This window comes from Saprospiraceae bacterium (assembly GCA_026129545.1).
GTDB lineage: Bacteria > Bacteroidota > Bacteroidia > Chitinophagales > Saprospiraceae > M3007.
In genome coordinates, this window is record JAHCHX010000001.1 from 3,135,631 (window position 1) to 3,151,241 (window position 15,611).

The window sequence follows — 15,611 nt, forward strand, 5'->3', positions numbered from 1 at the left end:
GGCCAACATTTATTGATGCAAAGTCCCGGTGTTGAGCACGGGTTGGGCGTTTTTGTCGCCGCAGAGCACGACCAGCAGGTTGCTTACCATAGCGGCCTTTTTTTCTTCGTCGAGTTCGATGATTTGCTTGCGCGACAGATGCTCAAGAGCCATTTCGACCATGCCGACAGCGCCCTCCACTATTTTGCTGCGGGCAGCCACGATGGCAGTGGCTTGTTGGCGCTGAAGCATGGCTTGAGCGATTTCGGTGGCATAGGCCAGATTGTTGATGCGGGCTTCGATGACTTCTATGCCCGCGATTTCCAATCGCTCGCTGATTTCGTGCGCCAGCTGGTGGTTGATTTCGTCAGAGTTGGCTCTGAGGGTCACGGTTGCCTCTTCGTCTTCAAGGTTGTCGTAGCTATACATCCCCGCGAGTTTGCGGATGGCTGCCTCGCTCTGGATTTTCACGAAGTCGGCGTAGTGTTCCACGGCGAAGGCCGCTTTGAACGTGTCGCGCACCCGATAGGCTACCACTGCGCCTATCATGATGGGGTTGCCCTGTTTGTCGTTCACTTTGATGGTGTGCACATCAAGCGTCACGGCTCGTAGCGACACCTTTTTCTTGGTGTAGAAGGGGTTGGCGAAATAAAACCCACTGTCTCTGATGGTTCCGATGTACGCGCCAAAAAGCGTCATTACCCTGCTGCTGTTGGGTTCGATGGCCAAAAAACCGGGGGTGATGAGTGCGACGTCGAGCACCAGAACGATGACACCGAGCGCGATTTGCTTGGTGACGACTAAGGCGATGCCAGCTGCCAAGAGCAATATGCAAAGCGAGAGCATTACCCAACCAGATGTGGGCTTGATGGTCTTTTCCATGATTTTGGTCTGATTTTTATGTGATACTATTTTAATAGCAAATGTAATCACATTAGAATCGTTTTGTCAAGTGGTGCGGACGAAAAAGACGAAGAACGCATGCCGATAAGCGACAAACGCAGCAAAAGGCCGGATGGGAAGATGCGAACTTATATGTGCCGCATCAATCGTTCAAGCCATTTTTTCACCACCGTTTTTTCGGAAAGATATTCAAACACGAGGTAAGAAAACAGGGCCACCGCGCCACCCAATAGGACATCAATGATGTAGTGATGCCGCGAATAAACTGCCGTAAACCAAACACCCGCCGTAAAAACGGCAAAAAGCAAATTGAGCCATGTTTTTTTCAAACGCCAGCCGTAGAGCAAGCAAAGCACGGGATAGGCCGAGTGCAAGGATGGTATCGCCGCAAATACGTTGGCGTTTTTTTCATACATACTGGCGAAGAGGGAAATGCCGAGCAGTTTATCAAACTCAAGCAGTCCTGCGGCGTGGCCGGGTGTGCCGTGTAGCACCTCGAACCCGTATTGCTCCACATACCACGGTGGCGCGGCGGGGTAGAGGTAGTAGATGCAAAAGCCTACCAAGTTGGTGAAGAGGAATGCATTGGAAAATTTGAGAAAAAGCAGTTTGTCAGTACGCAGCAGCCAAAAGGCGAACAGGAGTGGTATTGGCACCCAATTGAGGTAAAACAGACCTGTCAGAATATCCCAGAATGGGGTGTGGCGTGTTTTGAAGTACTCGTTGGGGGTGATGCGACCTTCCGGCGTGTTCAGCCCGAACCACGCTTTTTCGATGTTGTATGGTTCGGCGACGTGGATTGGATTGACCTCAAAGTTCGGGAGTACGCGCATGGAATCATAGATAATCCAATACGCAATGAAGGCTCCAAATGCCAACACGAAGCGCCGTGTGGTTGCGTGCGCGTAATAGAGAGACAGCACGGCCACATAAAGAAACAGGTGCTCGGTGCGCCACCCCACAAAAAACCAGAACCATGCAAAATAGGCCGCTGAGCCAACGAAAAGGGTGGAAAAATGTCTCAAGTCAAGGGATGAATTTCTCATAGATGGCTGCGCCCGTGCGGGGGTCTTTGCCCCAAAGCTCCACATACTCGACTTTTGGCGTGAGTGTAAACGTGGTGCTTTTGTCAATTTTCACGAAGATTCGTTCCAGTTTCATGTCGCGGCCACTCATTTTGAGAGCCGCATAAGGTTCTCCTTGGGCATCAAAGGCGAGGCGCAGTTTTTTCTTGGAATAGCAAACCAATTGAAACTCATATTCCCCGGCACCAGCTATCTTTTTGGTTTTGACCCCATAAGCAAAAGTTCTTTGTAAGTAGTTCAATCCCTGCATGCTGCCATCTTCGGCGTAGCGAATCCAGTAGATGTTGATAGGGTCGCCATTTTTAAACGCGTTTTTTCCTGTTACGTTGGCATCATACACGATGGTGTTCGTGTTGCCCGTCCGCTGGATATAAAACAGCCGGTGTTTGCCATTGGGCGGGGTGGGATAGTTTTCTTGCGCGGATGCTCTAATGCCGATGCAAGCCAACAAGAGGAGGACGAGAGGCAAACTCAAATATGTGTTCATGGGGACGCACGGTTTATTTGGTTTCCAATTTGTCCAGCGCCGTCTTCGACTCTTGAAGTCTTTGAATAGCCGTCCAATTGGTCAAGATGGCAAGGACAAAAATAGGGAAGGTGAACAAAGTGATATTTTCAAAAATAGGAAAATTGGTGCCGGGAAAGGTGTATTTGAATTGGCCAGTGTAGTCTGCCAATAGGCCACACACCACCGCAGAAATACCAATCAGCAAAATGCGCTCGGGTCGCTGCATGAGGCCGCCTTTGCACTCTATGCCCAGCCCTTCTGCCCGCGCGCGCACATAGCTTACCATGATGGAGCCTATCATGGCGACGAACGCAAACAGCGAGCTCAAGAAGTAACTCTGCGCTACTAGATAGTAGCAGATGCCCAGAAACATGACCAACTCGCTGTATCGGTCGAGCACGGAATCGTACAATGCGCCGAATTTGCTTTCCATCTTGCCCACGCGAGCCAGTCGCCCGTCAATCATGTCGAACAGCCCCCCGAACAGGATGATGGCACCGCCCCACCCCACATAGCTCAAGTCGGTGCGTTCCTTGCCCCCTCCGGCGATGAACACGATGGTGGCTACGATATTGATAAGGAAGCCTATTGTCGTCACCGCATTGGGGGTGATGCCTGCTTTCAAGAGCAGGTTGATGAATGGGTTGATGGCCTTGTAAACAAGCGGTTGGCCTACGTCTTTCAGAAAGTTTGACATGACACACGCATTTTGTTTTATTGATACTTCGCGCCGCCAAGTTTTGGGCATGGCTAAAAGCGCAATCTGTTCAAAATCACGGAGAGCGAGCATGGGTTCTGACAAATCCTAGCGAATCAAGGTAGAAAAATAGCGGAGGATTATGTCAAAAGTAGTTAAAACTCCAACTTGAAACGCATCCGAACGCCCATTTTTGAAATGCCGGGATTTTCGGTGTAGGTGAGGCGGCGCACCAAATCAATCCGAACAAACTTGAAGATATTGGCAATGCCCACGCTGGCTTCCACATAAGGTTTTTCGTCAAGGGTATATGTGATGTTGTTGCCGTTGGCATCCACCGGGAACAGCAGCAGGCCATTTTCCGAAGTGGGGCGGTTGCGAGCGTCCAGCCCACCCCAAAGCACTTTGGCCGTCACCACCTCGCGCCATTTCAATTTTTTCAGCAGCGGCACACGGTTGAAAAAGAACCCGCCGAAATTGTGATTGACGTTGATGGAAACATATTTGTCGCTGATGAACTCGAGAAAATTCATCAGGTTGTATGATTCCAACTGATAGGCATAAGTTTGGTTGGCGCGATGCGCGATCAAGAGCGGGTATGGCACCTGTCCAAATATGCGACTTGCCTCCACGGTGGCCACCGTCCAGCCAAAAGGTGCCACAAAAAAGCCTTTGAAAATCTTGGCCGATACTCGATGATAGTTGTATTCGCTGCCGAGAAAATTGCGCACCCCTATCGCGTAGTCCACATTGAAAATGGGATATTTCGTCAAGAAGGGCGTGCGATATGTGGCTCCCTGATAGAATTTTTCGTTGGGTGCATAGCGAAAGCCCGCGCTCAGCTCCGTGGTGTTCACTTGCTCTTGATAGAACAATCCATCTCGAAGCTCGTAGTCGAACTTCAAGATGCCCCCGGGCCGATAGCTGATGTTTCTGGCCGAAAACGAGTAGGTAATGCCGTCCTGATTTTCGTTGATGTACTCTGCGCCGATGGTGCGGGTGTAATACATTTTATCATTCACGCCGCGCTTGAACGAAAGCAGGAAGTTGTCTTCCTGAATGAAGCTCAGATTTTGTCCGGGAATTCGGACATCATCCTGATACCACAGTTTGAGCTGATTGAGTGGGAAACGCAGGGTTTGTGCGCTGCCAAAGTTGTAGTAGGCCGCCAAATAGCCTTTTAGCTTTTCGTCCTTGAAACCATAGGCCGCGTAGGTCTCCAGCATGATGCGATTGTGGAACTTCAAGTTGGTGCGACCTCCCAGCCGCGCCCTGAAACCCTCGACCTGATTGAAGCTGTAAAAGGTGTTGGCGGGGCCAATGTCGAAGCCCCCGACGGGTGTGTAGCCTTCAAACAAAAACTTCACCCCTCCCATGATTCGGCGAAAGGGTTTGTGATTGTTCAGGCTATCCACCATTTTATAGATTCCCTGCTCGCGGGCAGAAAGGGTGTCGTGCCGATTTGCTGCCCAAAATTGGTCGTCTCTCGCATCTGCCCCGACATCCCTGAATTGGTTCACCTTTGTGCGAAAAAGGGTGTCGGACAAAATTTCATTGACCCGATAGTTCTGATAAGATGTAATTTTTCTTCCAAGAAATGAACGCGCATCACTATTCTTGGTTAAGCCGAAATCCATAAAAATTTCATCTTTCGATAGCATCAACGCGCTATCTGCATCCGCCGTCTTTACCCAGTTGAACTCTTGATTGATTTGCATCTCGTTCACCCAGTTGAGGTTTGCGTCTCTCGGAATCCCCACTTCTATTTTGCGCAAGGAGTACGACGAGTCCAGCGCCACCCACATATATCCCATGAATCCCAAGTCGCTTTTTTGACGCGGCGCAAAGTAAAGATGCACGCAAGGCGTATTCATCAACAGTACTGTGTCGAGAATATAGAAACGATAGATAGTGGGCGCATAATCGGCTATTGGGCTGATAAAGTCCATCGTAACCAGATTGATGGCGTTTTTATAGAAATCTACTTCCTGATAGATATTTTCTATAGAGCTGGAAAGGCCTTGATTGTCCAAATAGCCGGGCAGGGTGGAGTTGCGCTCGCCTCGTATGTATTCTTTTTGTGCTTGCGGTATTTTCCGATAGTAAACATCCGATATTTTCTCCCTCAAAAAGAAGGGTAGGTTGACATCGCCAGTCACCCGGTTGGTGTCCACGTTGTCGAAAATGAAATTGATTTTGCGAAATAGAAATCCGTTCCGCATTTTATCTGTCACGTTATTGATGGCGAATTGGACTTTCTCATATTTTTCAAACTGATAGAAATCAAGTGCCTCCTTGCGATTGCGCGACTTGTTGTCAATCACTTTCTGGATCAGCTCTACCGCTGGATTGTTCTTGTTGCGGTATTTGCCGGATTTCACCACCACCTCTTTCAAATCCGTCCCGGATTCTTCCAATCGAAGGGTTATCTCTGTCTTTTTGCCCTGCGTCACTTTGACTGTCAACGATTGATAGCCAATATGTGTCACCGTAAGCGTGCTCACGTCCTCTTGCGTCTGCACCCGAAAATTGCCATTGATGTCGGAAATAGTACCGAGGTTGGTGCCATCGAATTTGACGGTGGCATAAGGCATTGGCTCATCGGTTTTTGCATCCACGATGCGACCGCGCACTTCTGTGAGTGCTTGACCAAAAGCAGTGACATGGATGGCCGCGACAAGGGCAATTAGCCAATATCGCAGGCTGGGTTTTGCGTACATAGCAACAGTTTTGCCGAGATGATAGAGAAAGAATGGTGTTTTCATCGCGGTATTGGACTTTGTTTGGCGTTCAGAGTAACAGAGGGTAGGATGCGCCAGTTAGGGCCTTCTCTCTGTGGCTTTGAGTCACCGATTCCTGCTATCCAAACACAATTTTTTTGTTGAACAAAAAACCAAACAACCACACCGCCGTGGCAGTAACCACCCGTGCAGGCCAAGGCTCCACCCCCAAGCCACCATTCAGCAGCCACACGCCCGCCGCATTCAGCCCCATCCCGATAAAAATGCCCACGACGTATTTTATTCGCAGCGCATTGTCATCGCGGTTTTTGGCATTTTTGAAAACCCACGAACGGTGCAACAAAAAAGCCACGACAGAACCCACCGAACGCCCCATCACGGTAGCTTGCACGGGGAGCGCTCCCAACAAAGTCAGCGCGGCATGGAACATGGCAAAATCAGCGGTGGTAGCCGCAAGAGAGGTAGAGCCATACTTGCCAAGCAGCTGCGCCTGCCTACGCAAGGGTCGCGGCAATGGCTGCTCGCCCGCCACTATTTTTTGTTTGTTCGTTATGTTGTCTCGTGTTTTCACCAATTGATGTTGAGAACCTGTTTTAGGTGTGGCATGCCCCCTTTTGAGGACAGTGTCAAAGTAAAATTCCCATGAACGGTCATGCCACATTTGTTCTGACAGAGTCGTGAGATGCTCTTGACTTTGAAGGGATTATGGATTTTATCGCACTAAAAATATGGTAGCGCGAAGCACAGGTTGGCCAGCTGAAGCAGGATGTTTGCGTAAACGCCAGCCAGTACGTCGTCGAGCACTACCCCCCAGCCACCCGGTATCCGCTCTAACCGCCGCACGCCCAATGGCTTGGCGATATCGAAAAACCGAAAGAACAGGAAGCCCAGCCCAATGTTGCCCCAAGTCAGTGGATTACCGACCAATGTCACCCACATTCCGACCATCTCATCCGCCACGACGCGGCTGGGGTCTTCGCCCCATTCGTCGGCAAACATATCCGCAGCCCGCGCACAGATGAAGCTGAACGCGATGGCCGCCACTATGAGCGCCAGCCTCGCCAAGTTGGAATCTGCCCACATCAGCGGCGCGGCGAGCAGGGCCGCCAGCGCCGCTCCCCAAGTGCCGGGCGCTATCGGCAGTTTGCCCGTGCCGAAGCCTATGGCCGTGATGCGGTAGAAGTTTTTCATTTCAACTCATTGTATACCTTGATTCGCTAGGATTTGTTAGATGATCATGATTGATGTTCTTGATTTTTACCAGATTGCGATTGCAGCCATGCCCAAAACCTAACGGCGCCAAGTATAAATCAAAAACAAGGCTGCGCTCGGTGCCTCAATGATGCGCGGGGATCATTTCCTCGTATTCCTTCACCAAGTCCTCATAGTAATCGAGACCCAAGTGCGTGATGAGTTCCTCGCCCATGAGGTAGCGGAGCGTGTTTTCGAGTTTGCCCAGCTGTTTGAAAATATCGTGCTGTGGGGGCAATCCGGGCGCGGTTTGTGGTGCTTTGAAATAGAACGACAGCCATTCCTGAATGCCGACCATGCCAGCGCGTTGCGCCAAATCGAGGAAGAGCGCGAGGTCGAGCACGATGGGCGCGGCGAGGATGGAGTCGCGGCAGAGGAAGTTGATTTTGATTTGCATTCCGTAGCCGAGCCAGCCGAAAATATCTATGTTGTCCCAGCTTTCCTTGTTGTCGCCGTGCGGCGGGTAGTAGTTGATGCGAATTTTATGGTAAATCTCGCCATAGAGGTCGGGCTGTTGTTCGGCGTTGAAAATGCCATCGAGCACACTGCCTTTGGATACCTCTTTTGTTTTGAAATTTTCGGGCGCGTCCAGCACGGCTCCGTCGCGATTGCCGAGAATGTTGGTCGAAAACCAGCCTTTCACGCCCAAAGCGCGGGCGTGAAGCCCCGGTGCCACAATGGTTTTCATCAGCGTTTGCCCGGTCTTGAAGTCTTTGCCTGCGATGGGTGTTTTGGTTTTGTGGGCCAGTTCGAGCATTGCCGGGATGTCGCAAGTCAGGTTGGGAGCGCCATTGGCAAACGGCACGCCACTTTTTAGGGCTGCGTACACATAAATCATGCTCGGCGCGATGCGTTCGTCGTTGTTGCGCAGGCCTTTTTCAAATGCTTCGAGCGAGGCATGGACATCGCTTGGCTCGATGTAGGCTTCGGTGGAAGCGCACCAAACGATGACCAGACGGTCGCAACCGTTTTTGGTTTTGAAGTCGCGGATGTCGGCCATGAGTTGCTCGGCCAAATCCATTTTGGTGGCTCCTGTCTTGATGTGGGTCCCGTCCAGATTGCGGACATATTTTTTGTCAAAAACCGCCTTCATCGGGCTTATTTTTTGCAAATCCTCTTTCAAGACCTCCACGAGCGGGCGTTCGAGCACTTTGGCTTCCAATGCTGCTTCATAGACGTTGTCGCTGTAAACATCCCAGCCGCCGAACACAATATCGTCAAGCCCTGCGAGCGGCACAAAGTCTTTGATGAGCGGATTGCGGTCTTCGGTGCGCTTTCCGAGGCGGATGGTACCCATTTGGGTCAGGGAGCCTATTGGCAAAGCGATGCCTTTGCGTGCCGCGACAACGCCGGCAATAAAAGTGGTGGCCACAGCGCCCATGCCCGGGGTAAGGATGCCAAGCTTGCCCTTGGCGGGCTTTATTTCTATTTGTTTGCTCATGATGTGTGTGTGTTTAAAGTGTTAGGAATTTTGAAAAACAGACACCCTGACAGACTATTCCGCGTTGGTTGTTTTCAATACTTGCAAATCAGGGGTCGAATTGTCGGCCAAGGTGACGTTGCCACGCTCTTTTCGCAATATCCTCGAAAACAAACCAACTTCTTGGCTGAAAAGGAAGGTCAGCCAAAGTTTGGTGTACGAGCCATGGTACAACAGATGGTCGTAGAATTCGGGAGCGAGCTTTTTCAGCTTTGGCAGGTTGTTCCACGGAATGGACGGCATGTCATGATGTTCGTTGTGGTACCCCACGTTCAAATTGACGGGATTGAGGCGACCATAGTAACTGTAAGTCTCCTGATTTTTGTCGAGCACGAGGTAATGCTCCTGAATCCATCTGGCCCCCAACGGATGGAACCCGATAGAAAACATGAAACTGAGGGCGAGATAGGCGAATGCTTTCCAGCCAAAAAAGTAAATGATGGCGATGTCGAAAGCAAATTGGGCGACCACATTCAAAACGACCCACTTGTCCACGACGGCTACCTCGCGGCACCGCACGGTGCGGGCAGCTTGGAAAACGGGGAAAAACAAGAGCCACAATGCCTTGCCTATAAAATAGTTGTTTATCAATTTTGCTTCCCAGCGCGAGGGAAGGTCGGCGTCCAACTCATGCACACCCTGAAAACAATGGTGCTTGATGTGGTAATTTTTGAACGAAATGGCGGAAGGAAGCAGGGTGGGAAAATTGGCGACGATGCCCGCTACGATGTTCCAGCGGGGGCTGCGAAAAATCAGATTGTGCGCCGCCTCGTGGATGCACACGAAAAGTGTGTGTGACGGAAACGCTCCGACGAACCACGCCAAAGCGAGAATTAGCCACCAGCTTTGGTCGCGGAGCAGATAGGCCACCGCGACCTGAAATAGCACGCAGGCTGCGATGATGACTGCCGTCCACGGGTTTTTTCCAATCAGATTTTTTACTTCTGGATGTGCTGCGATGATTTCACGGGTGCGGATGCGATGTGGCTCCGTACCACCGACGTAAGTGAAATCCTGTTGATAAGCCATAGAAGAGTGCGTATTTTTTTGCTTAGCAAAAATGTTGTTCGAGTATCCTGCCGCCTACACACTTGCGTTGGACGGTCGTTTTTTCAAAGCCAGCGGTTGTTTTTGTACCATTGGATGGTCTCTTCCATGCCCGAGTACAAATCGTACTGAGGCTGAAAATGTAAGTCTCCAAATGTTTCGCTCATGTCACAAATCCAGCTTTCGGCAGCGAGCTCGGGCAGCTTTTCGCGGTTGAGCGGCGGTACCTCCCCTTTTATTTTGCCCGCGATTTCGGACACCCCCGCCACGATGCGCACCAATGACAACGGCACTTTCAGCTGAATCGCCCGACGATTGGTGACGGCTTCAACGGCCTTGCTCACCTCCGTGCTGGCATACGATTTTCCATCGGTGACCAAATATCGCTTGCCCGAATGTCCGTGCAAAAGCGCGGCGTACATCAAGTTCACCAAGTCTTTAACGTATATGAAGCTCAATCGCTGTGGTTGGGTGCCTATCTGGAACGCCCATCCTTTGGCGGCGAGTTTTATGGCGAGGTAGATGCCTTTTTCGCGCGGGCCGAACACGGCGGTTGGTTGCACAGCGGCCCAGGTAAAATCACTCAACGACGCAAGGTATTCCTCGGAAGCCAATTTGCTCTCGCCGTAAAATGTGACGGGTCTCGGCGCTTGTCCGGGTTTCAAAACATGGTCGTATTGTGTTGGCCCCACGGCGGCTAAACTACTGACGTAGAGAAACTTGTCGGGAGCCAACCCTTCTTTGCGCAGCGCGTCGGCAAATCGTTTGGTGTTCTCGAAATTGGCGGCGAAGTATCTTTCTCGATTGGGTTCTTTGGTGCTGCCCGCGTTGTGAATGACATAATCGAATCGTCCGGCGGCGCTCAGTTTTTTTTGTAGGTCAGCCTCGTTGCCGAAGTTGAGTTCCACAAACCGAATGTTGGGGTCTTGCAGCCAACGCTTGTCGCTACTTGGCCTAACGGCAGCCATCACCTCCCACCCCCGACGCAAACCCTCCTCCACCAAAAAGCTACCGATGAACCCAGAAGCACCGGTGATGAGTATTCGTTTCATAATGTCTTTTCGTAAATGCGGTATTTTCGGTACACCTCCCCTTTGATTTGAACGAGGGCGCGGTTCATCATGTCGTTGTTCTCCAAAATCCACGATGCTTCGGCGCGGCGAATGCCTTTGCTGAGGCCGTATTTGATGATGCGGACGTAAAAACAAACGTCAATCCCCAAGCGCCGATATTCTTTCAGCGTGCCAAGGGCGAGGATGCGAATGCTCTTTATTTTTTTCAAACCCAACAAAAACTTGACAAAGCCAAAAGGAAACAGCCTTCCTCGCCGGAGTTTGATTTGCACCTCGTTCACGTTCGGGATGGCGAGCGCCACGCCTATGATTTTCCCTTCTTTTTCGGCAAAATAAATCAAGCCTGGGTCAACAATCGCCTTCAAGTCCTTGCCGATTTGACGCACTTCTGCATCGGTCATGGGCACGAAACCCGTGTTCTCCGCCCATGAAGCATTGTAAACCGGCAGGAATTTTTCGATTTCCTGCTTGTAGTTTTTCATATTGACCTGCCGGATGGAAATACCGCGCTCGGCCAACCGCGTCTCCAATTTTTCGGCAAAATGAATGACCTCTTCTGGAAGCCGCTCGTCGCGGAAATCGTAGCACAGCAAATCGGTCATTTTCGCAAAACCATATTGCTCCAAGAGCGGGACGAAATAAGCGGCGTTGTAGGGGTTCATCACGAATGGCGGCTCATCAAAATTTTCCACCAATAGGCCGACCACCTCGTTCGTGGAGAAACTGGCTGGGCCGAGCATTTTTCTCAAGCCCTCTTGGCGTAGCCATTCCGCCGCGGTGTCCAATAGTTTTTTGGCCACCTCAAAATCGTTGACGACATCAAAAAAACCAAAGAAGCCTTCTTTTTCCCCGGTGAACTCGATGTGGTTGTTGTTGCGAATCGCCGCGATGCGTCCCACAATTTTCCCGTCTTTTTTTGCCATGAAATAGGCTGCTTTCGAGTGTTCCCAAAAAGGCGATTTTTGGGGATTGAGCAGCGTCTCTTGCTCCATGAACAGCATGGGGACGTAGTTGGGGTCCTTGGCATAGAGGTCGTGCGGAAAGTCAATGAACTGTCGGAGTTGCTTTTTGGATTCGACTTTGCTGATGTCAATCATGCCCGAAAAAGGGTGGTTAGGAATTTGATGCTCAACGTTTTTTAAGAATTACACCTGCGTCTGAAAAACTTCGACTGGCGCTTCTGAGCGGTCGCTGCCGATGATGCCAAGCTTCACGGCATTGCTGTACATGCGGTCAATGGCGCGGTCAATTTGCTCTATGCTGTGCGTAGCCATCAGCGAGAAACGGATGAGTGATTCCGCGCTGGGCACTGCGGGCGACACAACCGGGTTGATGAACACGCCCGACTCGAAGCAGGCTGTGGAATAAGCAAAGGTTTTGAGGTTGTCGCGCACATAAATCGGGATAATCGGCGACTCGCTCGGCCCTACCTCAAAGCCAAGTTCAAGGAATCGGGCCAGCGCGTAGTTGGTGTTCTCCCACAGACGCTCCATGCGTTCCGGCTCGTCGCGCATGATTTCGAGGGCTGCCATCACGCTGCCTGCTGCGGCAGGTGTCATGCTCGCGCTGAAGATGAGCGCTCGGGAGTGGTGTTTCAAAAATTCGATGACATCGCGGCTTGAAGCTACGAAGCCGCCCAGCGAGGCCAGTGATTTGCTGAAAGTGCCTGTCTGGATATCCACTTGGTCGAGCAGGCCAAAATGTGAGCCAGTGCCGATGCCTCTCTGGCCGATGACCCCGATGGCGTGGGCATCATCAACCACTACCACTGCATTGTGCCGACGCGCAATGCGCACGATGTCGGGGAGTTTGGCAATGTCGCCTTCCATGCTGAAAATGCCATCCACGATGACATATTTGAGGGCGGCAGCATCAATGGCCGACATCTTTTTTTCCAAATCTTCCATGTCGTTGTGGCGGAACTTCTGCACTTTGGCAAACGAAAGCCGCGTGGCGTCAATGATGGAGGCGTGCACGCGCTCGTCAATGAGGATGTGGTCGTGGCGACCCGCCAATGGCGCTATGGCGCCCAGGTTGGACTGAAAACCTGTGCTATACAATAGCACGGCCTCTTGTTTGAGGTGTTCGGCCAGCATCTCTTCGAGTTCGATGTGGATGCGAAGGGTGCCATTCAGGAAGCGGCTTCCGGCGCAGCCGGTGCCGTAGCGGTCGGTGGCCGCTTTGGCAGCTTCTTTGATTTTTGGATGGTTGGTAAGCCCCAGATAGGAGTTGGAGCCAAACATCAAAACAGGATTTCCATTGATGATGACCTCCGTGTCTTGTTCGGAATCTATCTCACGGAAATATGGGTACCATCCTAAGGCGCGTACTTCTTTTGGTGCAGTGTATTGACGCACACGGTCGAGTAGGTGTTGGTTCATGTCTTGTTGTGTTACGGTGAAAGAAATTTGGAGACCAGCAGGTTTGAGTTGAATGGGAAGGGCGTTTCCGATGATTATTTTTTCCGGGTCAAATTAAAGGTTGTGCGAAACACATAGTCCCACAAAGGATTGCTCACACCGAACCCGCGGTCATTTTCTTGATAATGGTGTAGCATGTGATGATGCTTGATGCGTTGCCAAAGTGGATGATTCCAGCGGAGGTGGTGTATTGCGTAGTGCATGGTGTCATAGCAAAGATAGCCTGCCACGAAGCCCGCAAAAAAGGGGAACACGACGGGCCTGCCCAGCAATGCCTGAAAGCCAAAAAAGAACAAAAAAGCCAAGGGGATGCTCACGCTTGGCGGCATCACCAAGCGGAGACGGTCGTTGGGATAATCATGGTGCACACCGTGCCAAATAAAATGAAGACGCTCGCCCCAACGACCGGGAGGAATCCAATGGAAAACAAAACGGTGCAACACATATTCCGCAAAGGTCCAAGCGAACAAACCCAAGAGGAACAGCCCCATCAGGGTAAGCCAATTGCCCGGCCATTGCCAAAGCAACCAGCCTATCACGGGCAGATAGATGATAAGCGGCACAGAAAAATGTACCTTGGAAAGCGCTTCCATCCAGCTGGCCTTAAACATTCGGATGGACTCGGTCGAGTTGGATATGAATTTTCTTGATTGTTCTTTCATTGCCATTTGTCAGACGATTTGCAGCAATTAGGGATGGGAGAATCGCGTGGGTCTTTTTCCGCCGCAAAAAAACTGTAAGGAGGATTGGGAGCCGGTTCGTGCCTGCACCGCGCGTTTGCGGCAAAAGGACTTGGCTCGAAAAATGGCTAGTCTGGTAAGGTGTCAGGCGTGTTCGTTCGCATTTTCGGGATAAAGGTAAGCTGCACAGCGGATGGATTGTTAGCGTCAAAAAAAAATTAAACAATCGTTTAAAAAAATTACAATTCAGTGATGTTCCGTGCCTTCTCAAAAAGAACGGCGCCGCAAGGTGTTTGCCTCACAGCGCCGTGTCATTCAGTATGTTATCCGAACCTTAGTAGCGGTAGTATTCCGGCTTGAAAGGCCCTTCTGGATTGACCCCAATGTATTCTGCTTGGTGGGGACGCAGCTCTTCGAGTTCCACGCCAATTTTGGCAAGGTGGAGGCGTGCAACTTTTTCGTCCAGATGTTTTGGCAGCATATACACTTGGTTGTCGTACTTGTCCGCGTTTTGCCAAAGTTCGATTTGGGCCAATACTTGGTTGGTAAAGGAATTTGACATTACGAAAGAGGGGTGGCCTGTGGCGCAACCCAAATTGACCAATCGCCCTTCGGCCAATACGATAATGTCGTTGCCGTCCACGTTGTAGATATCTACTTGTGGCTTGATGTTGACTCTGGTCTGACCAAAGTTGTCGTTCAGCCAAGCCATGTCTATTTCATTGTCGAAGTGCCCGATGTTGCACACGATGGTCTTGTCGTTCATCATGCGGAAGTGTTTTTCGGTCACAATGTCGCAGTTGCCGGTAGCGGTCACGATGATGTTGGCGCGCGGGATGGCATTTTCCATGCGCTTCACCTCAAACCCGTCCATTGCTGCCTGAAGCGCGCATATCGGGTCGATTTCGGTGACGATGACACGCGCACCCGCGCCGCGCAGCGAAGCGGCGGAGCCTTTGCCCACGTCGCCGTAGCCAGCCACTACTGCCACTTTTCCGGCTATCATGATGTCGGTGGCGCGGCGAATCGCGTCCACAAGGCTTTCCTTGCAACCGTACTTGTTGTCAAATTTCGACTTGGTGACGGAGTCGTTGATATTGATGGCAGGGAGTGGCAGGGTGCCTTTGGCAACTCGCTCGTAGAGGCGATGAACGCCGGTGGTGGTTTCCTCTGAAATGCCGCGAATGTTTTGCACGAGTTCGGGGTATTGGTCGAGCACCATATTGGTCAGGTCGCCGCCATCGTCGAGAATCATGTTGAGTGGTTTCCCGTCTTTGAAGGCAAACAAGGTCTGTTCGATGCACCAGTCAAATTCTTCGGCGTTCATGCCTTTCCAAGCATAAACCGGGATGCCAGCGGCAGCAATGGCGGCGGCGGCATGGTCTTGCGTGGAAAAGATGTTGCACGACGACCAAGATACTTCTGCACCGAGCTCGACCAATGTTTCAATCAGGACGGCGGTCTGGATGGTCATGTGGAGGCAGCCTGCGATGCGAGCGCCTTTCAGGGGCTTGCTTGTGCCGAATTCTTCTCGCAAGGCCATGAGACCCGGCATTTCGGCTTCGGCAAGTTGAATTTCTTTGCGGCCCCAATCGGCAAGGGCAATGTCTTTTACTTTGTAAGCGGGGCGAGTTTCGGTAGCAACAGCCATTTTTTTGAAAATGATTTTAGTGTGATAAATGATGTGATGGGGAGGCAATTATTTCGTGGTTGGGCGAATCAAAACGCCCAAACAAAACATCGTTCG

At 51.1% G+C, this 15,611-nt stretch carries 14 protein-coding genes; all 14 read right to left on the reverse strand.

Going from position 1 to position 15,611, the window contains the following annotated elements; all coding sequences use genetic code 11:
* Positions 1-9 precede the first annotated feature (9 nt).
* Complete coding sequence (locus KIS77_12195) at positions 10-861, reverse strand: SPFH domain-containing protein (protein MCW5923102.1); 852 nt, start codon at positions 859-861, stop codon at positions 10-12.
* Between the two features lie 149 nt (positions 862-1,010).
* On the reverse strand, positions 1,011-1,928 hold the full coding sequence (locus KIS77_12200) for an inositol phosphorylceramide synthase (protein ID MCW5923103.1): 918 nt from the start codon (positions 1,926-1,928) through the stop codon (positions 1,011-1,013).
* Complete coding sequence (locus tag KIS77_12205) at positions 1,909-2,454, reverse strand: DUF4833 domain-containing protein (protein MCW5923104.1); 546 nt, start codon at positions 2,452-2,454, stop codon at positions 1,909-1,911. Before KIS77_12205 ends, KIS77_12200 begins: the two co-directional genes overlap by 20 nt.
* Positions 2,455-2,467: 13 nt before the next feature.
* The gene (locus tag KIS77_12210) at positions 2,468-3,172 is read right to left on the reverse strand and encodes a CDP-alcohol phosphatidyltransferase family protein (protein MCW5923105.1); all 705 of its coding nucleotides are present in this window, start codon (positions 3,170-3,172) and stop codon (positions 2,468-2,470) included.
* 155 nt (positions 3,173-3,327) lie between these two features.
* Entirely contained in the window at positions 3,328-5,892 is a 2,565-nt protein-coding gene (locus KIS77_12215) for a carboxypeptidase-like regulatory domain-containing protein (GenBank protein MCW5923106.1), read from the reverse strand.
* Between the two features lie 139 nt (positions 5,893-6,031).
* Entirely contained in the window at positions 6,032-6,484 is a 453-nt protein-coding gene (locus KIS77_12220) for a GtrA family protein (GenBank protein MCW5923107.1), read from the reverse strand.
* Positions 6,485-6,633: 149 nt separating this feature from the next.
* Positions 6,634-7,104 carry a phosphatidylglycerophosphatase A gene (locus tag KIS77_12225; protein ID MCW5923108.1) on the reverse strand — a complete coding sequence of 157 codons (471 nt, stop codon included), beginning with the start codon at positions 7,102-7,104 and terminating at the stop codon, positions 6,634-6,636.
* Positions 7,105-7,249: 145 nt separating this feature from the next.
* Positions 7,250-8,605, reverse strand: coding sequence for an inositol-3-phosphate synthase (locus KIS77_12230; protein MCW5923109.1), 1,356 nt, complete (start codon positions 8,603-8,605; stop codon positions 7,250-7,252).
* A 54-nt stretch (positions 8,606-8,659) separates the two neighbouring features.
* Positions 8,660-9,673: a fatty acid desaturase gene (locus KIS77_12235; protein MCW5923110.1), complete on the reverse strand. Its 1,014-nt coding sequence runs from the start codon at positions 9,671-9,673 to the stop codon at positions 8,660-8,662.
* A gap of 83 nt (positions 9,674-9,756) precedes the next feature.
* Complete coding sequence (locus tag KIS77_12240; GenBank protein ID MCW5923111.1) at positions 9,757-10,743, reverse strand: NAD(P)-dependent oxidoreductase; 987 nt, start codon at positions 10,741-10,743, stop codon at positions 9,757-9,759.
* The gene (locus KIS77_12245; GenBank protein ID MCW5923112.1) at positions 10,740-11,861 is read right to left on the reverse strand and encodes a GNAT family N-acetyltransferase; all 1,122 of its coding nucleotides are present in this window, start codon (positions 11,859-11,861) and stop codon (positions 10,740-10,742) included. The genes KIS77_12240 and KIS77_12245 overlap by 4 nt, the downstream gene beginning before the upstream one ends.
* A 48-nt stretch (positions 11,862-11,909) precedes the next feature.
* Entirely contained in the window at positions 11,910-13,145 is a 1,236-nt protein-coding gene (locus tag KIS77_12250) for a pyridoxal phosphate-dependent aminotransferase family protein (protein ID MCW5923113.1), read from the reverse strand.
* 74 nt (positions 13,146-13,219) lie between these two features.
* Complete coding sequence (locus KIS77_12255) at positions 13,220-13,852, reverse strand: sterol desaturase family protein (protein MCW5923114.1); 633 nt, start codon at positions 13,850-13,852, stop codon at positions 13,220-13,222.
* A 346-nt stretch (positions 13,853-14,198) separates the two neighbouring features.
* The gene (gene ahcY / locus KIS77_12260) at positions 14,199-15,515 is read right to left on the reverse strand and encodes an adenosylhomocysteinase (GenBank protein ID MCW5923115.1); all 1,317 of its coding nucleotides are present in this window, start codon (positions 15,513-15,515) and stop codon (positions 14,199-14,201) included.
* Between the last annotated feature and the right edge of the window lie 96 nt (positions 15,516-15,611).